The sequence below is a fragment of the Ruegeria sp. AJ12 genome, from assembly GCF_056536245.1.
The window spans coordinates 2336568-2360021 of sequence record NZ_JBQFJJ010000001.1 but is presented as its reverse complement, the minus strand read 5'-3'; the positions used below and the strand labels follow the sequence as shown (position 1 = coordinate 2360021).

The 23454-nt window shown below is 59.9% G+C and carries 22 protein-coding genes; 15 read left to right on the top strand and 7 right to left on the bottom strand.

Annotated elements, in window-relative coordinates; all coding sequences use genetic code 11:
- The first annotated feature begins 101 nt into the window (after positions 1-101).
- The 4 genes from ACR3E0_RS11915 (at position 102) to preA (ending at position 4430) form a co-directional block, all read left to right on the top strand.
- Positions 102-734, top strand: coding sequence for a cupin domain-containing protein (locus tag ACR3E0_RS11915; protein ID WP_480479024.1), 633 nt, complete (start codon positions 102-104; stop codon positions 732-734).
- A 159-nt stretch (positions 735-893) separates the two neighbouring features.
- Positions 894-2228, top strand: coding sequence for an NAD(P)-dependent oxidoreductase (locus ACR3E0_RS11910; protein ID WP_480479022.1), 1335 nt, complete (start codon positions 894-896; stop codon positions 2226-2228).
- Between the two features lie 43 nt (positions 2229-2271).
- Positions 2272-3108 (top strand): methyltransferase domain-containing protein, encoded by an 837-nt coding sequence (locus ACR3E0_RS11905; RefSeq protein ID WP_480479020.1) that lies wholly within the window; start codon positions 2272-2274, stop codon positions 3106-3108.
- Positions 3109-3125: 17 nt separating this feature from the next.
- A complete protein-coding gene (preA, locus tag ACR3E0_RS11900; protein ID WP_480479019.1) occupies positions 3126-4430 on the top strand; it encodes an NAD-dependent dihydropyrimidine dehydrogenase subunit PreA in 1305 nt (434 codons plus the stop codon).
- Between the two features lie 45 nt (positions 4431-4475).
- Here the strand turns inward: preA and ACR3E0_RS11895 are convergent, their stop codons facing one another.
- Positions 4476-5084, bottom strand: coding sequence for a TetR family transcriptional regulator C-terminal domain-containing protein (locus tag ACR3E0_RS11895; RefSeq protein ID WP_480479017.1), 609 nt, complete (start codon positions 5082-5084; stop codon positions 4476-4478).
- Positions 5085-5254: 170 nt separating this feature from the next.
- On the opposite strand from ACR3E0_RS11895, the gene ACR3E0_RS11890 reads away from it, so the two are divergent.
- From ACR3E0_RS11890 to ACR3E0_RS11845, 10 genes are all read left to right on the top strand, one after another.
- Positions 5255-6505, top strand: coding sequence for a Zn-dependent hydrolase (locus ACR3E0_RS11890; RefSeq protein WP_480479015.1), 1251 nt, complete (start codon positions 5255-5257; stop codon positions 6503-6505).
- Positions 6506-6597: 92 nt separating this feature from the next.
- Complete coding sequence (hydA, locus tag ACR3E0_RS11885; protein ID WP_480479013.1) at positions 6598-8052, top strand: dihydropyrimidinase; 1455 nt, start codon at positions 6598-6600, stop codon at positions 8050-8052.
- A 54-nt stretch (positions 8053-8106) separates the two neighbouring features.
- Positions 8107-8904, top strand: coding sequence for an ABC transporter ATP-binding protein (locus ACR3E0_RS11880; RefSeq protein WP_480479012.1), 798 nt, complete (start codon positions 8107-8109; stop codon positions 8902-8904).
- On the top strand, positions 8904-9335 hold the full coding sequence (locus tag ACR3E0_RS11875) for a GNAT family N-acetyltransferase (RefSeq protein ID WP_480479011.1): 432 nt from the start codon (positions 8904-8906) through the stop codon (positions 9333-9335). Before ACR3E0_RS11880 ends, ACR3E0_RS11875 begins: the two co-directional genes overlap by 1 nt.
- Positions 9332-10249, top strand: coding sequence for an ABC transporter permease (locus ACR3E0_RS11870; RefSeq protein WP_480479010.1), 918 nt, complete (start codon positions 9332-9334; stop codon positions 10247-10249). The genes ACR3E0_RS11875 and ACR3E0_RS11870 overlap by 4 nt, the downstream gene beginning before the upstream one ends.
- Positions 10246-11091, top strand: a complete 846-nt coding sequence (locus ACR3E0_RS11865) for an ABC transporter permease (protein ID WP_480479009.1) — start codon at positions 10246-10248, stop codon at positions 11089-11091. Before ACR3E0_RS11870 ends, ACR3E0_RS11865 begins: the two co-directional genes overlap by 4 nt.
- A 64-nt stretch (positions 11092-11155) precedes the next feature.
- The gene (locus ACR3E0_RS11860) at positions 11156-12145 is read left to right on the top strand and encodes an ABC transporter substrate-binding protein (protein WP_480479008.1); all 990 of its coding nucleotides are present in this window, start codon (positions 11156-11158) and stop codon (positions 12143-12145) included.
- Between the two features lie 149 nt (positions 12146-12294).
- A complete protein-coding gene (locus tag ACR3E0_RS11855) occupies positions 12295-13008 on the top strand; it encodes an ABC transporter permease (RefSeq protein ID WP_480479007.1) in 714 nt (237 codons plus the stop codon).
- Positions 13001-13735 carry an ATP-binding cassette domain-containing protein gene (locus ACR3E0_RS11850; protein WP_480479006.1) on the top strand — a complete coding sequence of 245 codons (735 nt, stop codon included), beginning with the start codon at positions 13001-13003 and terminating at the stop codon, positions 13733-13735. The genes ACR3E0_RS11855 and ACR3E0_RS11850 overlap by 8 nt, the downstream gene beginning before the upstream one ends.
- Positions 13736-13755: 20 nt before the next feature.
- Positions 13756-14571, top strand: a complete 816-nt coding sequence (locus ACR3E0_RS11845) for an ABC transporter substrate-binding protein (RefSeq protein ID WP_480479005.1) — start codon at positions 13756-13758, stop codon at positions 14569-14571.
- 14 nt (positions 14572-14585) lie between these two features.
- Here ACR3E0_RS11845 and ACR3E0_RS11840 read toward each other — a convergent pair whose 3' ends face one another.
- Positions 14586-15458 (bottom strand): substrate-binding domain-containing protein, encoded by an 873-nt coding sequence (locus tag ACR3E0_RS11840; protein WP_480479004.1) that lies wholly within the window; start codon positions 15456-15458, stop codon positions 14586-14588.
- 527 nt (positions 15459-15985) lie between these two features.
- Between ACR3E0_RS11840 and ACR3E0_RS11835 the strand changes: the two genes are divergently transcribed.
- The gene (locus ACR3E0_RS11835; protein WP_480479003.1) at positions 15986-17047 is read left to right on the top strand and encodes an Mrp/NBP35 family ATP-binding protein; all 1062 of its coding nucleotides are present in this window, start codon (positions 15986-15988) and stop codon (positions 17045-17047) included.
- Between the two features lie 90 nt (positions 17048-17137).
- Here the strand turns inward: ACR3E0_RS11835 and ACR3E0_RS11830 are convergent, their stop codons facing one another.
- The 5 genes from ACR3E0_RS11830 to ACR3E0_RS11810 all read right to left on the bottom strand — a co-directional run bounded on the left by ACR3E0_RS11830 (position 17138) and on the right by ACR3E0_RS11810 (position 23444).
- Positions 17138-17638 carry a flavin reductase family protein gene (locus tag ACR3E0_RS11830; RefSeq protein ID WP_480479002.1) on the bottom strand — a complete coding sequence of 167 codons (501 nt, stop codon included), beginning with the start codon at positions 17636-17638 and terminating at the stop codon, positions 17138-17140.
- 88 nt (positions 17639-17726) lie between these two features.
- The gene (locus ACR3E0_RS11825; protein WP_480479001.1) at positions 17727-19139 is read right to left on the bottom strand and encodes a 3'-5' exonuclease; all 1413 of its coding nucleotides are present in this window, start codon (positions 19137-19139) and stop codon (positions 17727-17729) included.
- A gap of 2 nt (positions 19140-19141) precedes the next feature.
- Entirely contained in the window at positions 19142-19660 is a 519-nt protein-coding gene (locus tag ACR3E0_RS11820; RefSeq protein ID WP_480478999.1) for a hypothetical protein, read from the bottom strand.
- A 66-nt stretch (positions 19661-19726) separates the two neighbouring features.
- Entirely contained in the window at positions 19727-21550 is a 1824-nt protein-coding gene (locus ACR3E0_RS11815; protein ID WP_480478997.1) for a DUF294 nucleotidyltransferase-like domain-containing protein, read from the bottom strand.
- A 109-nt stretch (positions 21551-21659) separates the two neighbouring features.
- The gene (locus tag ACR3E0_RS11810) at positions 21660-23444 is read right to left on the bottom strand and encodes a sodium:solute symporter family protein (RefSeq protein ID WP_480478996.1); all 1785 of its coding nucleotides are present in this window, start codon (positions 23442-23444) and stop codon (positions 21660-21662) included.
- Between the last annotated feature and the right edge of the window lie 10 nt (positions 23445-23454).

The window sequence follows — 23454 nt, the reverse complement described above, 5'->3', positions numbered from 1 at the left end:
CAGCAAGCCGCGCACAGCGTCAAAAGCCGGATGTGGTGCATGGTTGGAATTTTGCACAAGTCACCCCATTCTTAAATCTGCAAATGTTCAGGAGTGTGATCATGCGGATCAATGCAGACTTCACCAAACGTGCGGCGGTTCATTTCGACCAGACCGATTGGGTCGCGTCCCCGGCGACCGGCGTCGAGCGCAAGATGCTGGACCGGATCGGGGAGGAGGTTGCCCGGGCCACGACCATCGTGCGCTTTGCCCCGGGCAGCGCCTTTGACGCGCATACCCATGATGGCGGCGAAGAGTATCTGGTGCTCGACGGGGTCTTTCAGGATGAAACCGGTGATTTTCCGGTCGGCAGTTACGTCCGCAACCCGCCGACATCCTCGCACACCCCATCCGCCGCAGATGGCGCGACGATCCTGGTCAAGCTGCATCAGTTCGATCCGCAGGACAGAACCGAGATCCGCCGGTCGATCACGGGCGAGGCCAACCTGCAATTGTTCAAGGACGATCACGAAGACGTGCGGGTCCGGAACTGGTCAGCGGGGGAGACCGTGAATCTGGATGCGCACGAAGGTCTGGAGGTGTTCGTTCTTGAAGGCAGTTTCTCGGAAGGGGACGAAGAGTTCTCGACCTGGGACTGGCTGCGTCTGCCACCCGGAACGCAGTCACAGGCTCAGGTTGGGAAGGGCGGGGCGCGTGTTTGGATCAAGTCCGGTCATCTGACACCGATGCTGTGACCCCAAAACTGCCGTAAAAACAGTCAAATTTTGGCCAAATCCAGGTGAAAAGCCCGGATTTTTCATTTTTTGACCATTTGGCAAATTTTACCAATTGATAAAAAATCAGATTGTGGCAATCTGGATGGCATAACAAACATATCTACAGGGAGTAGAGTGATGGCAAAGGGCCAGATGGCACCCGGCATAGTCGCCGGGCGGCTTTCCAGCGATGAACTGACCACGAATTTTGCCGATCTGCATCCGCCTCTGGCCCCGCACGAGGCGGCGGTTGCGGCAGATCGATGCTACTTCTGCTATGACGCGCCATGCATCACGGCCTGTCCAACGGAAATCGATATTCCGCTGTTCATTCGTCAGATTCAGGCGGGCCAGCCGCAGGCCGCCGGACGCACCATTCTGGAGCAGAACATTCTGGGCGGCATGTGCGCCCGCGTGTGTCCGACCGAGACCCTGTGCGAAGAGGCCTGCGTGCGCGAAGCCGCCGAAGGCAAGCCGGTCGAGATCGGGCGTCTGCAACGGTTTGCCACCGATGACCTGATGGCATCCGGCGCGCATCCTTTCGAACGCGCCGCCGTTACCGGAAAGACCGTTGCGGTGGTTGGGGCAGGGCCAGCGGGTCTGGCCTGTGCGCATCGGTTGGCGATGCTGGGTCATGATGTCGTGATCCACGAAACCAAGCCCAAGCCGGGCGGTCTGAATGAATACGGTATCGCGGCCTACAAATCGACGAACGACTTTGCGCAGGCCGAAGTCGACTGGCTGCTGAAGATCGGCGGGATCGCAATTGAAACTGGCTCGATTCTGGGAGAGACGATTTCTCTGGACGGATTGAGCGGGAACTACGACGCTGTGTTCCTGTCCATCGGTCTGGCCGGGGTAAACGCCTTGCGCGCAGATGGTGCCGAAAAAGACGGCGTGCGATACGCGGTCGATTTCATCTCGGACGTCCGGCAGGCCTCTGACCTTGCGAATTTACCGGTTGGACGAAACGTGGTGGTGATCGGCGGCGGCATGACCGCCGTGGACGCGGCCGTGAAGTCCAAACTGCTGGGGGCGGAACATGTGACGATTGCCTATCGGCGCGGTCGCGATGCGATGGGGGCCAGCCGGTACGAACAGGACCTCGCCGCGTCTCACGGTGTTCGGATCATGTGCAACGTCCAACCGGTTGCTGTCCATGGAAACGGTGCGGCGTCGGAGATTGAGCTGGAATACACAACCAGTCTGAATGGCCGTTTGAGCGGCACAGGTGAAACGATCCGTCTGCCGGCAGATCAGGTTCTTAAGGCCATCGGTCAGACACTGGAAGGTGCGCCGGAGGGACTGAAGCTGGATGGAAACAAAATCGCCGTCAGCGGTGCGGGACGCACCTCGATGGCCGGTGTCTGGGCTGGCGGAGACTGCGCCGCAGGTGGGGAAGACCTGACCGTCACCGCGGTTGCCGAGGGGCGGGATGCGGCGATGGACATCCACGCGACGCTTGTTTCGTGATAGGGTGAGACCGTCAACTCTCCCTGTTCGCTGAGGTATCCTCATGTCCCAGATCGAAAACGCAGTTGCAGAACATTACACGACAGGTGCCCTGACACAGCGGGTGCGCGATGCCCTGATCGCCACTGGCGTTGACCCGGATGCGGCCACGGTTGCTGACCTCAAGGCCGGAGACGAATTCCACACGGGCGGGGTCGCCGCGACGGACAACCTGTTTGCCCAACTGGCCCCAACCCATGCGACACGGGTTCTGGATGTCGGGTGCGGCATAGGCGGGACGTCCCGGTACATCGTGGATCGTTATGACTCGACCGTAACCGGCGTCGACCTGACACCTGAATTTGTCGAGACGGCAACCGCACTCAGTGACATCGTCGGCCTGTCGGACAAGCTGACCTTTCTGGTCGGCAGCGCGTTGGACCTGCCGGTTGCGGATGCGTCCTTTGACCTGGCGGTGATGCTGCATGTCGGGATGAACATCGAAGACAAGGCGGGGTTGTTTGGCGAAGTGTCGCGCACGCTGTCCACAGGCGGAACATTCGCCCTCTTTGACGTGATGGAGGGCGAAGTCGCGGAACCGCTGGCCTTCCCGCTGCCTTGGTCGACACATCCAGAGACGTCCTTTGTGGATGCACCCGAGACGTACAAGAACGCGGCGCAGGCCGCGGGTCTGGGCCTGATTGCGGAAAATGATCGGACCGGCTTCGCGATTGCGTTTTTTGAAGAGGTGTTTGCGCGCACCGCCGAAAGCGGTCCGCCTCCGCTCGGCATTCATTTGATGATGGGCGAAACGGCACCCGAGAAATTCAAGAACTACGTCACAAACCTCGAGGCCGGGCGCATTCGCCCGACCGAAATGATATTCACGAAATCCGGCTGAGCCGGGAAGGAGACCCCATGGCGAACCTGACAACCGACTTTCTGGGAATTTCCAGCCCCAACCCGTACTGGCTGGCATCGGCGCCACCGACCGACAAGGAATACAACGTGCGCCGCGCGTTCGAAGCGGGATGGGGTGGCGTCGTCTGGAAAACAATCGGATCCGAGGGGCCGCCCGTCGTCAACGTCAACGGCCCGCGTTACGGGGCTATTTACGGTGCAGATCGTCGGCTGCTGGGTCTGAACAATATCGAACTGATCACCGACCGGCCATTGGAAGTGAACCTTGAGGAAATGGCGCGGGTCAAGGCGGACTACCCGGACCGCGCGCTGATCGCCTCGATCATGGTGCCGTGCGAAGAAGAAGCGTGGAAAGCCATCCTGCCGCGCGTCGAAGAAACCGGTGCGGACGGGATCGAACTGAACTTCGGCTGCCCGCACGGGATGAGCGAGCGCGGCATGGGCTCGGCGGTCGGGCAGGTGCCCGAATATATCGAAATGGTCACCCGCTGGTGCAAGATGTACTATGACCGCCCGGTGATCGTGAAACTGACGCCGAATATCACCGACATCCGCAAACCGGCCGAAGCGGCGCGGAATGGCGGCGCGGATGCGGTCTCTTTGATCAACACCATCAACTCGATCACCAGTGTCAACCTGGACACGTTCAGCCCCGAGCCTTCGATTGACGGCAAGGGCAGCCACGGTGGTTATTGCGGCCCGGCGGTGAAGCCCATTGCCTTGTCGATGGTGTCCGAGATTTCTCGGGCCGAAGCCACCCATGGATTGCCGATTTCCGGCATCGGCGGCGTGACCACATGGCGCGATGCGGCAGAGTTCATATCGCTGGGTTGCGGAAACGTTCAGGTATGTACGGCGGCCATGACCTATGGCTTCAAGATCATCGATGAACTGACCGCAGGACTGTCCGAATGGATGGATGAAAAAGGCTATTCAAACGTGTCAGAGGTCGTTGGCCGTGCGGTGCCGAACGTGACCGACTGGCAGTATTTGAACCTGAATTACGTCGCGAAGGCCAAGATCGATCAGGATCAGTGCATCAAGTGTGGCCGATGCTACGCGGCCTGCGAAGATACCAGCCATCAGGCAATCTCGATGTCACCCGACCGCGTGTTCGAAGTGATCGACGAGGAATGTGTGGCCTGCAATCTCTGCGTGGATGTGTGCCCGGTTGAAGGATGTATTTCGATGGAGCCGATGGAAGCGGGTGAAGTTGACCCGCGCACAGGCAACGTGGTGGAGAAAGAATATGCCAACTGGACAACGCACCCGAACAACCCGATGGCCAAGGCCGCCGAGTAAGAAACACCCCGTGAACTTAAAAAGGGCTGCGTGGCAGCCCTTTTTCTATGGCGCTAGCAGCTTTCGATACAGAGTATCAATAAATGGCTCGGCCCCTTCAAACGGGTCTTCGTCCCCAAGAATGGCACGCACCTGCACATCGAAATCCGCGTAGTGCTGTGTCAACGCCCAGATCGAAAAAATCAGATGGTAGGGATGAAGCCGGGCGATCTTGCCCTCGTCCATCCAGCGCGTCAGGATTTTCGTTTTGTCATCAACCAAGGCCTTCAGGTCGTTTGACAACGCGTCATGAATCCGCGGTGCACCCTGTACCAACTCATTGGCAAACAGTCGGCTTTCGCGCGGCAATTCCCGGCTCATCTGTAGCTTGCGATGAATGTAGGACGGGATCTCCTCCATCGGATCACCGTCCTCGTCAAGGTCGTGCAAAGGGGCAAGCCACGTCTCCAGCAGCCCTGAGAGAAGGGCGGTGTGGATCGCCTCTTTCGAGGGAAAATAATACAGCAGGTTCGGTTTGCTCAGGCCGGCCTCGGCAGCGATCTGATCGACTGTGGCCCCCCGAAACCCATGAGCCGAAAACACGTTCAGCGCAGCCTCGAGAATCGCGGCGCGGTTCTTTTTCTGAATTCGGGTCGGGGCGCGATCCTTGGGCATGTTTCCAGCGTGTCTCTTTTTCCGACAAGCAGGTGCGGAATATGCCGAAAAATCCGGCTTTGCCCTGCAATTTCTTGACTGATGTCGCACCCGTGATAGCGTGAGTTTGACCAGATGGTCAAATCAAGACACCAAAAGCGGGCCAAATCGCAAGCAACGGGGAAAAGAACATGGCAGCTCCAGCGCAAAATCTCAGGATCAATGGGGACAGGCTTTGGGACAGCCTGATGGAGATGGCCAAGATCGGACCCGGCGTTGCGGGTGGCAACAACCGGCAAACCCTGACTGACGAAGATGCCGAAGGGCGCGCCCTGTTTCAGAAATGGTGCGAGGATGCCGGTTGCACGATGGGTCTGGACCAGATGGGCAACATGTTCGCCCGGCGCGAAGGAACCGAGCCCGAGGCACTGCCGGTCTACGTGGGATCGCATCTGGATACGCAACCCACCGGCGGGAAGTATGACGGGGTTCTGGGGGTTCTGGGTGGTCTGGAGATCATCCGAACGCTCAACGATCTGGGGATCAAGACCCGACATCCGATCGTCGCGACCAACTGGACCAACGAAGAGGGCACACGCTATGCCCCGGCGATGCTTTCTTCGGGTGTGTTTGCGGGTATGCACACGCAGGATTGGGCCTATGACCGGGAAGATGCCGAAGGAAAGAAGTTCGGGGACGAACTGAATCGGATCGGCTGGCGCGGCGACGAAGAGGTAGGCGCCCGCAAGATGCATGCGTTTTTTGAACTGCACATCGAACAGGGACCCATTCTGGAAGCTGAAGAGAAGGATATCGGTGTTGTCACCCATGGGCAGGGGCTGAGCTGGACCCAGATCACCATCACCGGCAAGGACGCCCATACCGGTTCGACCCCGATGCCGATGCGCAAGAATGCCGGGCTGGCGATGGCGCGTATTCTGGAGAAAGTGGATGAGATCGCCTGGTCCCATGCACCGCACGCGGTGGGTGCGGCGGGTCATATCGACGTTTATCCGAACTCGCGCAACGTAATCCCCGGGAAGGCGGTGTTTACGGTCGACTTCCGCTCACCCGAACTGGACGTGATCACGGATATGGAAAATCGTCTGCGGGTCGCGGCCGAGGATATCGTTGATGAGATGGGGTTGCAGATCGAGTTCGAAAAAGTTGGCGGTTTTGATCCGGTGAAGTTCGATGACACCTGTGTGGCCGCGGTGCGCAGTGCGGCTGAGCGGTTGGGCTATTCGCATACCGATATCATCTCGGGCGCAGGTCATGATGCCTGCTGGATCAACCGGGTGGCGCCAACCGCCATGGTCATGTGCCCCTGCGTGGACGGGCTGAGCCATAACGAGGCCGAAGAAATCAGCAAGGACTGGGCTGCTGCCGGGGCGGATGTTCTGTTTCACGCGGTTGTCGAAACTGCGGGGATCGTGGAATAGGGGGCTCTGCCCCCGTCGCCCGTTGGGCGATTCCCCCGAGGTATTTTTGGCCAGATGAAGCAAGCGGCGCAGACCGCATGAGGGAGTTCAAAATGAGTACTGTGATCAAGAACGGAACCGTTGTGACCGCCGACCTGACCTATAAGGCGGATGTGTTGGTTGAAGGCGGCGTGATTACCGAGATCGGGCTGGATCTGAAGGGTGATATAGAACTGGATGCAACCGGCTGTTACGTGATGCCGGGTGGGATTGATCCGCATACGCATCTGGAGATGCCGTTTATGGGCACCTATTCCAGTGATGACTTCGAAAGCGGCACGCGGGCTGCCTTGGCTGGCGGGACGACGATGGTGGTCGATTTTGCCCTGCCGAATCCGGGAGAGAGCCTGCTGGACGCTCTGAAACGCTGGGACAACAAGTCGACACGCGCGAATTGCGATTACTCGTTCCACATGGCGGTGACCTGGTGGGGCGAACAGGTTTTTGATGACATCAAGACGGTGATCGAGACGCGCGGCATCAACACCTTCAAGCATTTCATGGCCTATAAGGGCGCGTTGATGGTGAATGACGATGAGTTGTTTGCCTCGTTCAAGCGTCTGGCCGAGCTTGGCGGTGTGGCCATGGTGCATGCCGAAAACGGCGATGTGGTCGCTGAATTGCAGGCCAAGCTGATGGCCGAAGGCAACACCGGGCCCGAGGCGCATGCCTATTCCCGCCCGCCGCAGGTGGAAGGCGAGGCAACCAACCGCGCGATCATGATCGCCGATATGGCCGGTGTGCCGCTTTATGTCGTTCACACCTCTTGCGAGGAAGCCCACGAGGCCATTCGCCGGGCCAAGATGCTGGGCAAACGGGTCTGGGGCGAGCCCTTGATTCAGCACCTGACATTGGATGAAAGCGAGTATTTCCATCACGATTGGGATCATGCTGCACGCCGGGTCATGAGCCCGCCGTTCCGCAACAAGCAACATCAGGACAGCCTGTGGGCCGGTCTGCAATCGGGCTCGCTCAGCGTTGTGGCCACCGACCATTGCGCCTTTACGACCGAGCAGAAAAGGTACGGTGTGGGTGATTTCACCAAGATTCCGAACGGGACGGGCGGGTTGGAAGACCGGATGCCAATGCTGTGGACCCATGGCGTGGGAACCGGGCGTCTGACCCCGAACGAGTTTGTGGCCGTAACTTCAACAAATATCGCCAAGATATTGAATTGCTATCCGAAAAAGGGTGCCATCCTGGTGGGTGCGGATGCCGACATTGTTGTCTGGGACCCGGAGAAAACCAAGACCATCAGCGCCGACAGTCAACAATCTGCCATCGACTACAACGTCTTTGAGGGCAAAGAGGTCAAAGGATTGCCGCGCTTTACGCTCACACGCGGACAGGTTGCGGTTCATGACGGTGACATTCGCACGGAGGAAGGGCATGGCGATTTTATCGCGCGAGAGCCGAACAGCCATGTGAATAAGGCCCTGAGTACCTGGAAGGAGCTGACTGCGCCCCGGCCGGTCGAACGGACAGGAATACCGGCGACGGGGGTATGATCGCGATGGGCCGCCTGTCGGGTGGCCCAAAGCCAAGGTTTTCAAGGCAATGGAATGAATACTGAATCAATGACCCAGCCCGTTATCGAGGCAAGGCAGCTGGATCTTACCTTCCAGACAAATGACGGGCCCATCCACGCGCTCAAAGATGTGAACCTGACGGTTGGCAAAGGCGAATTCGTCAGTTTTATCGGCCCGTCCGGATGCGGTAAAACCACCTTTCTGCGCTGTATTGCGGCGCTCGAAACGCCAACCGGCGGATCATTGACCGTCAATGGTATGACCCCGGACGAGGCACGGCGGAACCGGGCCTACGGGTATGTCTTTCAGGCCGCTGGCCTCTATCCGTGGCGCACCATTGCCAAGAATATCAAGCTGCCGCTTGAGATCATGGGATACGCGGCGACCGAGCAGGAAGAGCGGGTCAGGAAGGTTCTGGAACTCGTTGATCTGGAAGGGTTTGGCGGGAAATTTCCATGGCAGTTGTCCGGTGGGATGCAGCAACGGGCCAGCATCGCACGGGCGCTTGCCTTCGATGCCGATATACTGCTGATGGATGAACCGTTTGGCGCGCTGGACGAGATTGTGCGTGATCACCTGAACGAGCAGCTTTTGGCGCTTTGGGCGCGGACGGAAAAGACCATCGGGTTTGTGACGCATTCCATCCCCGAGGCCGTCTATCTCAGCACAAAGATCGTGGTCATGAGCCCGCGTCCGGGGCGGATCACCGATGTGATCGACAGCCCGTTGCCCAAGGAGAGACCGCTGGATATCCGCGACACGCCGGAGTTCATAGAGGTGGCGCATCGGGTGCGCGAAGGGTTGCGGGCCGGGCACGGAGAGGAGGTCTGATGGCGGCTGACGATCTCAGACGGGCGATGCCGGACGATATTTCGGCCTGTGCACATATCATTGCGACATGGATGTCCAGAACGGACTGGATGCCCGAGGAACTGCCGGAAAACGAACTTGAGGCGCTGATCCGGGAGGCATTCCCGAACCGTGAGATCTGGGTCGCCGGGGATCCGGTGGACTGTTACATGTCGCTGGACCCAAAAGACTGCAAGGTCGGCGCGCTGTACTGTCTGCGGACCGGTGAAGGTATCGGTAAGCAGTTGCTGGATCAGGCAAAAGCCGGACGCGACTACCTGTGGTTGACGGCGCACGAACCAAACAAGGCTGCGCAAAAATTCTACAGACGAGAAGGGTTTGAAGCAACGGGAACGGAGCCTCCGACACCCCCCGAAACCCTGCCGGTCGTTCGGATGGAGTGGCGGGCATGAAGTCGGTACTCGCGGTATTGACTGTGATTGCTGCCATTGTTGCGCTCTGGTACGCGGCCTGCATCCCGATGAACATCAAGGGCGTTCTGACCGAGCAGGAACGTGCCGGGGCCGAAGTGCGGCCGCCGTCGGCCAAAGATCGGCGGGATATGAGCGAGATCGGCCTGACGCTGAGCAACAGTTTTGCCATCCCGGCCACATGGGCGCAGGAACGTCCCCGCCTGCCGGCACCGCATCAGGTGGCCGTGGAGTTGTGGGAGACGACCGTAGAGAAAAAGATCACCTCGAAACGCTCATTGATCTATCACGCCTGGGTCACGCTCAGCGCGACAATGCTGGGGTTTGCGATCGGGACCGGGTTGGGCATTTTGCTGGCTGTCGGCATTGTGCACAGCCGGGTCATGGATCTTTCGGTCATGCCCTGGGCCATCGTCAGCCAGACAATCCCGATTATTGCACTGGCCCCCATGATCATCGTGGTTCTGTATTCGATTGGCATTCAGGGGATTATCCCCAAAGCGATCATCTCGGCTTATCTGAGTTTTTTCCCGGTGGTTGTCGGTATGGTCAAAGGCCTGCGCAGCCCCGATGCGATGCAGCTCGATCTGTTGCGGACATACAGCGCGACCAAGTCCCAGGGATTCTGGAAACTGCGCCTGCCTGCGTCGATGCCGTATCTGTTCACGTCGCTGAAGATCGGCATCGCAGCGTCTCTGGTGGGTGCAATTGTGGGTGAACTGCCGACCGGCGCCGTCGCTGGTCTGGGAGCACGTCTGCTGGCGGGCAGCTACTACGGCCAAACGGTCCAGATCTGGTCCGCGCTGTTCGCGGCGGCCATTCTGGCAGCGTGTCTTGTTGGTCTGCTCGGCCTGATGGAGCGATCAGTGCTGAAACGGATGGGGATGGCGCAATGACGTTGGTGCTGTTTGCATTCGGTCTCTGGTTGCTGGGATGGTGGTTGAACAGCCGCCTGGCCAGCGGGCCGCAATCCGACACGCGCATGGTTCGGTTTCTGGCGCCCTTGATCTTTGGGCTGACCGTGATCGGTATCTGGGAGTTGCTGGTGCGAGGGCTCGAGGTGCCTCTGGTTATCCTTCCCGCACCTTCCGTCATTGCCGTGCGGTTTGCCGACAGCCTGCCGATCCTGTGGGCAGACTTCGTTCAGACCATCATCAAGGGCGCGCTCAGTGGCTATGTCATCGGTTGCGGGGCCGCATTCCTGATGGCAATCGCCGTTGATCGCTGGGACTTTCTGCGCCTCGGGTTGCTGCCGGTCGGCAATTTTGTGGCGGCGCTGCCCATCGTCGGCACGGCCCCAATTCTGGTGATGTGGTTCGGGTTCGACTGGCACTCAAAAGCGGCCGTTGTGGTGGTCATGGTGTTCTTTCCCATGCTGGTGAACACCGTGGCAGGTTTGCGCGAAGCCACGGCCATGCAGCGCGACCTGATGGAAACCTATGCAGCGACCTATTGGCAGAGTTTCCTGAAGCTGCGCCTGCCTGCAGCGATGCCATTCATTTTCAACGGGCTAAAGATTTCTACCACGCTCGCACTGATCGGCGCTATCGTGGCAGAGTTCTTTGGTTCGCCGACCCTGGGCATGGGGTTCCGGATTTCGACCAGCGTTGGGCAATTGTCGCTGGACATGGTCTGGGCCGAAATCGTTGTCGCGGCACTGGCTGGCACAGCGTTTTATGGCCTGGTCGCAATGATCGAAAAGGCGGTGACCTTCTGGCACCCGTCGCAACGCGGATAACACAAAGGGAAGACTTCAACAGATCCCGAAAACGGGGCGCAACTAGCAACTAGGAGAGATGAAGATGAAAAAGCTACTCAGCGGGGCGGTAACCGCCTTCAGCCTGGCCGCCGGATCGGCACTGGCGGCGGATGAGGTGACACTGCAGTTGAAGTGGGTCACGCAGGCGCAGTTCGCAGGTTACTATGTGGCCAAGGACAAGGGGTTTTACGACGAAGAGGGACTGGATGTCACCATCCTGCCCGGCGGTCCGGATATCGCGCCCACGCAGGTGATCGCAGGCGGTGGCGCCGACGTGACGGTCGAGTGGATGCCCGCGGCGCTGGCCGCGCGGGAAAAGGGGTTGCCGCTGGTCAATATCGCGCAGCCCTTCAAAAGCTCGGGCATGATGCTGACCTGCTGGAAGGATGCCGGGATTTCTTCGCCCGAGGACCTCAAGAACCGCACACTGGGTGTCTGGTTCTTTGGTAATGAATTCCCGTTCATGAGCTGGATGAGCCAACTGGGGATCGACACAAGCGGCAAGAGCGAAAACGGGGTGGAGGTGCTTAAGCAAGGCTTCAACGTCGATCCGCTGTTGCAGCGTCAGGCCGATTGCATCAGCACCATGACCTACAACGAATTCTGGCAGGTCATCGATGCGGGTGTAACGCCCGAGGAGTTGGTGACGTTCAAATACGAAGATCAAGGCGTGGCGACGCTGGAAGATGGCCTTTATGTGCTGGAAGAAAACCTGAGCGATGCGGCCTTTACCGACAAGATGGAGCGTTTTGTGCGGGCGTCGATGAAGGGCTGGAAATACGCCGAAGAGAACCCGGATGAAGCAGCCGAGATCGTTCTGGAAAACGACGCAACCGGTGCGCAGACGGAAGAGCATCAAAAGCGGATGATGGGTGAGATCGCCAAGCTGACCGCCGGTTCGAACGGCGCGCTGGACCCGGCGGATTTCGACCGCACCGTGGCCACGCTGCTGGCAGGTGGGTCCGATCCGGTCATCACCAAGCAACCGGATGGGGCGTGGACACATCAGATCACCGATGCGGCTTTGAACTGACCCCAAAGAACGGGTTCAGAGTAAAAACGAGACGGCCCCGTTTGGGGCCGTTTTTTTTGTGCGACGCATCTGTACTTGAGACGCACGCGTCATAGGTTTACGTTGTGAATCAATGCATTTCCTGCGAAATGCCGGAACAAGTGAATAAAATGCAGAGTTTTGCATCAGAATTCAATATGGCTTTCTCTCTGATCCTGAACGGGGATGCAGAGCTGTGGGCGATTGTTGGGCTATCTTTGCAGGTCTCTCTTTTTGCGGTCCTGATTTCCGCGATTATCGGCATGCCATTTGGCGCCGCCCTGGCAGTCGCCCGGTTTCCCGGTCGCCGGGCGTTGATTGTCCTGACCAATGCGCTCATGGGCTTTCCGCCCGTGGTGGTCGGGTTGCTGGTCTATCTCATGCTGTCCCGCTCCGGACCGTTGGGCGTCCTCGAACTGCTTTATACCCCGACCGCCATGATCATTGCGCAGGTGGTTCTGGTCACGCCCATCATTGCGGCGCTGACCCGGCAGGTGGTCGAAATGCTGGCCGAGGAGTATTCCGAACAGCTCAGATCGCTGGGCGTGTCACGGCTGGCGTCTGTTCCGGTGTTGCTGTGGGATGCGCGCCTTGCGCTGGTTACGGCGCTGCTCGCCGGATTCGGACGTGCCATCGCCGAGGTCGGGGCGGTGATCATTGTCGGCGGCAATATCAACCACGTCACCCGCGTGATGACGACGACCATCGCGCTGGAGACATCCAAAGGCAATCTGGCTCTGGCGCTGGCCCTGGGCGCGATCCTGATCGGGATTGCGGTGGCCGTGAACGCCATGGTCAGCACACTGAGCCTGCGGGCCGAACAGGAGGGTTTGCGCCATGCGTGATCTGGTTTCGGGCGGGCCGGGGGTTTTGCAGATAAACGGCCTGCAAATCCGGCGCACAGGCAAGGCGCTGCTGGATGTCCCGACGCTGATGCTGGACGGGCCGGGACCCACCTTGATCCTGGGGCCGAACGGTGCCGGTAAGAGTCTGCTGTTGCGCTGCCTGCACGGCCTGATCGCGCCCGACGCTGGATATGTGGTGCAGGACGGCGTGCCTTTGAATGCCGATCACAAGGCCAGTCAGGCCATGGTGTTTCAGCGGCCTGTGCTGTTGCGCCGGTCGGTGGCGGCCAATCTGGACTTTGTGCTCAAGCGTCAGGGTTTGAATCGCGCCGCACGGAAAGCCCGTATTGCGGAATTGCTGGCCGAGGGGGGCTTGCAGGACAAGGCGCGGCAATCCGCCCGATCGCTGTCCGGCGGAGAGGCGCAGCGCCTCGCCATTCTGCGCGCGCTTGCGCTGATCCCGGACACGCTGTTTCTGGACGAACCCACCAGCGCGCTGGATCCCGGAGCCACGCAGATGATCGAACGCATGGTTCTGCGGGCCTCGGCGCGGGGTGTGCGCATCGTGATGGTCACACATGACATTGGGCAGGCACGAAGACTGGCGGCTGACGTTGTGATGATGCAAGGCGGCAAGATCGTCGAACACGGCGCTGCCAAACAGGTTTTGGATACCCCAAAGAGCGAGGCGTCACGCCGCTATTTGGCGGGTGGGTTGGTAACTTAACACAGCAACAGGAGACTTTGATGATCCGCGGATTTATTCGAACGGCAGTCACGGCGCTTGCCTTGATGGCAGGACCGGTATGGGCGGAAGACCCCTTTATAGTGGTGCAATCCACGACATCGACGCAAAACTCAGGGCTGTTGGATCATATCCTACCGGGGTTCGAGGCGGAATCGGGGATTGATGTGCGCGTCGTTGCGGTTGGCACCGGGCAGGCGATCCGCAACGCGGTCAATGGCGACGGGGATGTCCTGCTGGTTCACGCCAAACCCGCGGAAGAGAAATTCGTGGCCGATGGCTGGGGCGTTGAGCGGAAAGACCTGATGTACAACGACTTTGTGCTGGTCGGCCCGAGCTCCGATCCGGCCAAGGTCAAAGGCGGGGAGGATATTGTGGCGGCTTTGACGGCGGTAGCCGAGGCAGAGGCCCCCTTTGCGTCGCGCGGGGATGACAGCGGAACCCATAAGGCGGAAATGGGTCACTGGGGCACTGCGGGCATCGACCCGACCGCCGCCTCGGGCACGTGGTACCGGGAGACCGGGTCGGGCATGGGCGCGACCCTGAATGTGGCCAGCGGAATGGGCGCCTATGCCCTGACTGACCGCGCGACATGGCTGTCCTTTGGCAATGCGGGCGATCTTGAGATTCTGGTCGAAGGCGACCCGCGCCTATTCAACCAATACGGTGTGATCCTTGTGAACCCGGAAAAACATCCCGGGGTGCGCGCCAAAGCCGGGCAGCGGTTCATCGACTGGCTGACCGGACCGGACGGGCAGGCCGCGATTGAATCCTACCAACTGCATGGACAGCAGGTTTTCTTTCCGAATGCCGGTTAAAACCTGCTGAAACTCTATCCACTGGCGCCGTTGCGATGGACGGCGCCGAGGGCCGAGAGGTCATAGCCCCCAAGCTCAGCGGCGCGTTCGGCGAACCGCTTCGATTGCAGAAACGCCAACAGTTTCTGCATCGGCGGATCGAAATAGGCGCGCCGCCAGATGGCCAGATCCAGCCGTTCGGAATGGGTTGGCACAAAGCCGAGGTCGTAAAGCCCCGCAAGGGCACCCAATCCAAAACCTGCCTCGGCCTTTTTGTCGTGCAAGGCGATGGCCAGTTCCTCTTCGGTGCGGGCGCAGATGGGCAGGGTATCCAGATCAGCGCGCGTCATCCCGTGTTCTTCCAGTTGCGCGTCAAACAGGCGTTGGCTGGCGGCGCTGTCCTGACGCAGGATGACGCGGCGTCCTTTCAGATCATCAAAAGATGAGATGCCTTTGACACCAGGGGCCTGCAATAAGCCGCGTTGTCTCTTGGCGATTTCGCACAGAACCACTGGCGCTTCGCCCAGAGCGTCGCGCAGCGCGCGGATGTTGAAGCCATCCTCTTCGTGAATATGCAGCACAGCAGCCTGTGCGCTGCGGTCACCCAAGCGGGTCAGCCCATCGAATGATCCATCGTAATAGGTCGCCAGCCCCGATCCGCTTTCACGCAACGCCCAGTCCAGCAACGGGTCATGGCTGCCTGCCACAATAGGGGGCAGAGGCGGTTCCGCCACCTGCGGTCCGGATCGGGAGGCGTTGAGCCAGGCTAGGATTTCGGCCTTGGGAAACAGCAGTTTTCCCATGGCGCGCACGCAGGGCACCTCGCCGGAGGACGCGAGATCATAGGCCTTTCGCTCGCCAATGCGCAGCAGGTCGGCCAGTTCACGGGTGGTCAGATACTCCGGCATTCAGCTTAGATTCAAGGGTAGGTAGGCGTCCGCATCTGCGACGCTGGACCCAGTCTGAACCGGCGTGGAGGGCGCACAGACTGCAACAACGCTCATCTCAACTCTGGCAGTTGGAAAGGCTTTCATGGTCTCCTCCGGTGTAGGCTCGAACTGCTGTTTCGCGACACAAGGGACAATACCCGCATTCAGGCCTTGCGGCGCTGCGATCCCATGCATCGATACTTGTTACCCGGGAAAGTAGCGGCCCGGCACTTTGGCGAAAAGGGCGTTTTTCATTTCTTCGTACCAGCTTTAGCCGGAGGTGGTTCCTGCTGCCGCCTGGTCGATCGCCACTTATCCCTCAGAGGGGCTGGCAGTCAGCGATTGGCTCAGGCACAAATGGATATGGCGTTTGCCCGAGCCTGGCGGCGAGGCGGCAAGTGCATCAGAACGGACAGAGCAATGACGGAGACACATGACATGAGCGGCGACAGGTCCATGCCGACCCAAGGCACCCCGATAACCGGGCAAACCGGAGGTTTCTTCGCATGAGTGTTCGTGACGCGGTTCTGGCGAACCTGAAAAAGATCACGGACCCTGTGTCGGGTCAGGATATTGTCAGCGCGGGTGTGGTGCGCGCCTTGAACGTCGAGGGCGACACCGTTCGTTTCGTGCTTGAGATCGACCCAAAACAGGCGGAGCGGATGGAACCGGTTCGGGCCGCCGCCGAACAGGCCGCGCAGATGATCGAGGGCGTCACCAATGTTTCGGCGATGTTGACCGCCCATTCGGACAAGGCACCGCCGGATCTGAAGCCCAAGCCACAACCTTCACAGACCGGTCCTCAGGCGGTTCCGGGCGTGGACCGGATCATCGCCGTGGCATCCGGTAAAGGCGGTGTGGGTAAGTCCACCGTATCGGCCAACCTCGCCTGCGCGCTTGCGGTCGAAGGACGCCGTGTCGGTCTGCTGGACGCTGATGTCTATGGCCCGTCACAGCCCCGTATGCTGGGCGTCGCGGGTCGCCCGGCCAGCCCTGACGGCAAGACTATTCTGCCGCTGCGCAACCATGATGTCACGATGATGTCGATGGGTCTGATGACCAACGAAGGACAGGCCGTTGTCTGGCGGGGTCCGATGCTGATGGGCGCGCTGCAACAGATGATGAGCCAGGTGCAGTGGGGCGATTTGGACGTGCTGATCGTGGACCTTCCCCCCGGAACCGGAGACGTTCAGCTGACGCTGGGCCAGAAGTTCAAGGTGGACGGAGCCATCGTTGTCTCGACGCCGCAGGATGTCGCCCTGATCGATGCGCGCAAGGGGATCGACATGTTCAATCAGCTCAAAACGCCGATCGTCGGCATGATCGAGAACATGTCAACCCATATCTGTTCGAACTGCGGCCATGAAGAGCATGTGTTCGGCCATGGCGGGGTTGCGTCAGAGGCCCGGGCGCTGGGTGTTCCGCTGTTGGGTGAGATCCCTCTGCATCTGGACATCCGGGTGGCCGCAGACGGGGGCGTGCCCATTGTGGTCAGCAAACCCGCCAGCCCGCAGGCCGAGGCGTTCCGCAAGATCGCCCGTGACATGGTCGCGCAAGGCTACGCGTGATCCAACTGGTCTTTCCCCTCTGCCGACGGGTCACCGGGTGCAGGGGAGGAGAACCTCTTCGAGCGGTACAGGCAACGGCCACCCGGACACCTAGATCAGATCGATGAATCCACCAAACTGACCGCGCTTGAAGATCAGGCCCTGGCCTGTGCGGTACATTACCTTTTCCACGTGCCCCACCAGGATCAGGTGATCCCCGGCCTCGTGGCAGGCGTGCAGGTGACAGTCGAAACGCGCAAGGCAATTGCCAAGGTGCGGGCGTCCTGCGTCATCGAAAGACCAATCCGCATGAGTGAAATCAGCCCCGTCACGGGCGAACCGCAAGGCCTGATCCTGCTGTTCCTGCGCCATGACGTGGATGGAATAGTGTTGGCAGTCCTTGAACGCATCGAACCGGTTCGATTCTTTCGCCAGACACCACAGGACCAGAGGCGGGTCGAGTGACACAGAGGAAAACGAGTTCACCGTGATCGCGCGCGGGCCGCGCCGGGTGGTGGTGGTCACGACCGTCACGCCGGTGCCAAAACACCCCAAGGCCTCGCGAAAGGCCAGGCTTTGATCCGCGCTGGGGGTGAAGGTCTTTTTCGACATCGTACGCTCGTTCTCAGGTCGGTCATCAGGTGCCACGACCGCCCGGGATTGTCCATGAAAAGCTGAGTGCCGCGCGCAAAACAAACGCTCAGTTCAGGTCTTCGAGCAACCGGCCATGTTTGCGCGTTTCGACAATCACGTCGCCAAAAGTGGTCATGCCCCGGGCCTGAAGCACCGGCAGCATCTTGACCAGAGCCTCTGCCGTGGCAACGGCATCCCCCAGCGCGGTATGGCGCAGGTTTTCGGGTATCGTGATGTCCAGACGCTCGCAAACGGCATCCAGCGTATGCGTGTCACTGGGTCCGAACAGCACCGCAGACAGCAGAACCGTATCCAGGATCGGATGGTTCCAATCAACATTCATCCGTTTCGCGTGACGACGCAGAAAGGCCATGTCGAAGGGGGCATTGTGGGCAACGATCACCGCGTCGCGTGAAAACTGGTGAAAGACCCGGCCCGCCTCGGAGATGTCCGGCGCGCCCTGCACCATGGGATCGCTGATCTTGTGCACCTTGGTGGACGCGGGTGGGATCGGAATACCCGGGTTCACCAGCATGTCCAGTTGCTCGCCCTGCACGATCCGACCTTTGACAACCCGCACGGCGCCGATCTGAACGATTTCATCCTTGTGAGGCAGCAGCCCCGTTGTTTCCGTGTCGAACACCACGAAACACAGGTCTGACAGGGCCCGGCTTTCGAACTCTTCTTCCGCAGCGGTGTGCAGCAGGTCAAAATCGTAGACCAGCGGGCGTGCGGCGTCCGGAGAAATGCGGGCCGCGCTGTCCTCAAAAATCAGCATGTATCCCGGTGCGTCGCCCAAGGGTTTCATCCGCGCTGCGTAACTCTGGTTGCCGTCGATGCTGATCAGCGTGCAGTTCACATCCATCCCGGACCTGATCAGCTGCGCATAAGCTTTTTCCATTGGGCCGGATTGCAGATACTCCAGCAACGAGGCGTTCAGGCGGGGATGCGCGATCTGGGCCAGAACCTCTGCCGCCTGTGCGTCATACAGCACGATTTTGTGCGTCGGACTGGCCAGAACCATGGCCACCGGAATTTCGGTCAACAGAGCGGTCAGTCTTTGTTTCTCGGCTGCCAGGCTTGCGGTTTCGGCGGCGACCACCTCGGCAATACTCATGGTCTTTTCCGAAAGCTGATCAGCAAGGCCGGCGGCGGCCGGCGCCAGATCGCCGAGATACCGGGCCGCCTGCAGATCCATCTCGGTGCTGACCCCGGCATGGGCGCGGGCGCGCAGCTCAGCGGACAGGCGTTCAATCGGCTTGGCCACATTGTCATCGAACAGCAGCCAAACCCCGGCGATCATGGCCAGGAACCCAAAGCCGATCAGGATTTCCGCGAAAATGAAGTCGTCCAGCAGTTCGGGGTCGCCGGCGCGTGCAAAACTGACCCACAGCGCAATGGAGCTGACGGCAAGCCCTCCGACTGCCAACAGGCAGAAGAACAGGAAGATTCTCAGACGCAGGCTCAGTTTGGTCAGCATCGCTATACCTCGCAGGTGGCCTCGATAATCGGGTCGTTCCTTCCAGCTGTGATCCAATCGGCGTTCAGAAGGCGGCCATCATCAGCAAATTCGGCACCATCTGCGAGATTGGCGCGGCGGTTTCCGGCACAGTCCACCGCGACGGGCAGTTTGGATACAGGTGCCCAGCGGCCAAAAAAATAAAGATCGACAAGGCGTTCGTCGGGCACCTGATCATTGGTGCGCACGGAGATGGTGTCGATGGCGGCAAAGCGATCCACAAAGGGCACGGCATAGGTCCAGGGACGGTAAAAGGCACGGCTTTCGACCTCCTGGATAATGGCCAATCCATCGGGCAGGTTTTCCCGGGTCCGGTCGTACCAGGAATATTCACTGGCAATGGTGACGCCGATCATTCCAAGCCCGGCGGCGACCGGCGCAGACCAGCGGGGCAGGCGGCCACCTGTCAGTTTGTTCAGCCCCATCACGACACCGGCAAATGCAAAGCCTGCAAAGATGGTGCCGATCAATTCCAGAAACATCTTGTCTCTCCGTTCCTTGGGCCGTGTCGCCCGCTTTATTCCAGCCGGTAACCGATCGCCGTGCGATCAGCCCAGCATGCCTTTGCCGTGACCAACTGCGGACTGCATGGTTTTTACAACCACAAACGCATCCCGCAGATGACTTCGCTCAAAGTCGGACAATTCCGAGGGCGGCAGATAGTTATCCGGCTCTTCACCGGATTTGACCAACCTGACCTGATGCTGCAACCGGGTTTCCGCAATCAGGTCGTAAGCATCCAGAAGATCGCGTGCGCCGGACGGGCTGAGCACGCCGCTGGCTTCTGCCGCCTTGAGCCGGGCGCGGGTGTTTGCCTCGGTCAGTTGCCCTTGCAGGCTGTAGATCCGGGCCAGATCGACCACTGGCACAACGCCGTTATGCTTGAGGTCCAGCGTGTTGCGGTGCTCACCCGACCGGATGGTGGCGAACCCGCGCAACAGCCCCAGCGGCGGCGTGTGTTTCAGGGAGTTGGAAATCATGTGCGCCACGAAGATCGAGTTCGCGCTGGCTGCGCTCAGCGTATCGCTTTGCAAATCGGCGAACAGATCGAACTGACCGCCAATCGGACGCAGGTCGAACATGACCGACGCGAGCATTTGCGCCTCGGGGTTTGGTTTGGCAATCCAGCCCTTGAAATAGTCGCGCCAGACCTGAACCGGCTGGCACCAGCGCGGGTTGGTCGCCATCATGTCGCCTGGGCAGTAGAAATACCCGCAGGTATCCAACCCGTCCGAGACAAATTTCGCCAGCTGCTCGAAATAGGGCATATCGGCGTTTGCGACACGGTCGTCCAGCATCAGGCAGTTGTCCTGATCCGACACACCGGTCTGTTCCTGCCGTCCCTGAGAGCCGCAGGCCAGCCAGAGGTAGGGAACCGGTGGCGGTCCCAGCGTCTGCTCCGCAAGTGCCAGCAGTCGCCGGGTGGCCGTATCGGCAATGTCGGTGATCAGGCGCGTGACGATCTCGTGCCGGTTGCCGCCGGCGACCAGCTGTACAAGAAGCTGCGGAATTTCAGCTGTCACGACGGCCATGTCCTCTGCGGACTGTGCGCGGGCGATCCGGCGCACCAACTCGGCCGAATTGACCGCCTGATAATGCGTCAGATCAGTCTGTGTCACGATCCCGACCAGGCGTCCGGCCTCGGAAATCGGGATGTGACCGATACCGCGTTCCATCATCACGTGCAGGACATCCGACCCAATGTCGCTTGGCGACAAGGTCACCGGATCGGGCGTCATGATCGACGAGATTGGCGTGCTGTCCGGCATGGCTCCGGCCACGAACTTGCCCGAGATGTCCCGCAGTGTCGCAATGCCACGTAACGTGTCGGCTTCGGTCACGCAGAGCGACGAAATTCCTTTGTCCCGCATCATTCGTGCGGCCTCCTGAACCGGTGTGTTCGGGGGGCAGGTGGCCGGGTCATGCGCCATCAGAACATCGATTGCACTGGTTGCCAGGCTTTGCGGTCCGGTACGGTCCCCTCTCGTTCGGTTGAAGAATTTCGAGACCACCTCATGCCCCTCAATCAGATCGCGCACGATATGCGAGGGTAAAACCATCAGAACGGATGGGGTATGCGCCCGCGCGTGCGTCGCGGCCTTGCCGTCTTTCAACAACCCGCGCTCGCCGAATGAGTTGCGCAGACCGAGATGCGACACCACCGCGCCGTTCTCGTCGGTGATTTCGACCTGTCCTTCGTAGATGACGAATACACCGGGCAAATCATGCCCCAGTTCGTACACCGGAAAGTCCTCTTCGACCTCCCAGACTTCGATCTGCTTTGCCAGATCGTCCAGCACCTCGGCGGGCAGAGCGTCATAAGGGTGAACGGATTTCAGAAACCGGGTGATCTCGTCATGGGACAGGGGCATCAGATGTCTCCGGGTTTCCTAAACAAATATCCCGCCCGGTGAAGTGCCGGGCGGGAACAGTAAGTCGAAAGACGCGGAACACAGAAGCTATCCATGCGCCGCATCATGCTCATTTATTCTGAGCTGCGCCAGCACCACGGGGAATGCGAACGCTCTCGACCAGATCTTTGATCTCCTGCGGAGTCTCTTTGGTCATGCCGGCAACGACGTAAGCAACGCCGAAGTTGATCATCGCACCGATGGCGCCGAACGAGGTCGACTTGATCGGACCCAGCAGCGGGTCAGCATCGGTGAACGAGTTGGTGCCCGGAATGAACAGCCAGCCCTTGTGCAGGAAGATGTAGACCAGGGTTACGACCAGACCAGCCATCATGCCAGCGACCGCGCCGGTGTTGTTGATGCGGGTCGAGAAGATCCCCATCATCAGCGCCGGGAAGATCGAGGCTGCTGCAAGACCAAAGGCCAGGGCCACGGTTTGAGCCGCAAAGCCCGGTGGGTTCAGACCCAGCCAAGTTGCAACCACGATGGCCACAGCCATTGCAATCCGCGCCGCCAGCAGTTCACCCTTTTCAGAGATCGACGGGTTGATGGCGCCTTTGACAAGGTCGTGGGACACCGCTGACGAGATTGCCAGCAGCAGACCCGCAGCCGTGGACAAGGCAGCAGCCAGACCACCGGCAGCAACCAGACCCACAACCCAACCTGGCAGGTTGGCAATCTCCGGGTTCGCCAGAACCAGGATGTCGCGGTTGAACTTGGTCAGCTCGTTTCCGACCCAGCCTTTTTCTTCAGCGAGTGCCTGCATGTCTGCATTGGCATCGTTATAGTACTGGATCTTGCCGTCGCCGTTCTTGTCTTCCCAGTCCAGCAGACCGGTTTTCTGCCATGTGGCCATCCAGTCATAACGGGGATCATTGTTGATTTCCTCGACCGAGACAGCGCCACCTTCGATGCCGCCATTGGGCCACATCATGTCACTGATGTTCAAACGCGCCATCGCACCAACCGCAGGGGCGGTCAGGTACAGCAGGGCGATGAAGACCAGCGTCCAGCCGGCGGACCAGCGGGCGTCAGACACTTTCGGCACGGTGAAAAAGCGCATGATCACGTGCGGCAGACCGGCGGTGCCGATCATCAGCGACAGCGTGAACAGCACCATGTTCAACGTGTTCGAGTGGTGCGCTGTGTATTCAGCAAAGCCCAGCTCGGTCACGATCGCGTCCAGCTTGGTCAGCAGAGGCTCACCGCTTGCGGTGTCACCGAACAGACCCAGCGCCGGGATCGGTGTGCCCGTCAGCTGCAGCGAGATGAAGATCGCCGGGATGGTATAGGCTGTGATCAGCACGCAGTACTGAGCGACCTGAGTGTAGGTCACGCCCTTCATCCCACCAAACACGGCGTAGGCAAACACAACAGCAGCACCGATCAACAGACCGGTCGTGTTGTCGACCTCAAGGAAGCGGCCAAAGGCCACGCCCACGCCGGTCATCTGACCGATCACGTAAGTCACCGACGCAACGATCAGACAGACAACCGCAACAACACGTGCCGTCTGGCTGTAGAACCGGTCGCCGATGAATTCCGAGACGGTGTACTTGCCGAACTTGCGCAGGTAGGGCGCAAGCAGCAGAGCCAGCAGCACATAGCCACCGGTCCAACCCATCAGGAAGGTCGAGTTATCATAGCCGGTGAAGGCGATGAGGCCGGCCATCGAGATGAACGAGGCCGCGGACATCCAGTCCGCCGCTGTCGCCATACCGTTGGTGACCGGGTGAACGCCGCGACCGGCGGCGTAAAATTCAGATGTGGAACCCGCACGGGCCCAGATCGCGATGCCGATGTAGAGCGCAAATGACGCGCCAACAAACAGCAGGTTGATGGTAAACTGATCCATTGTCCCCGCT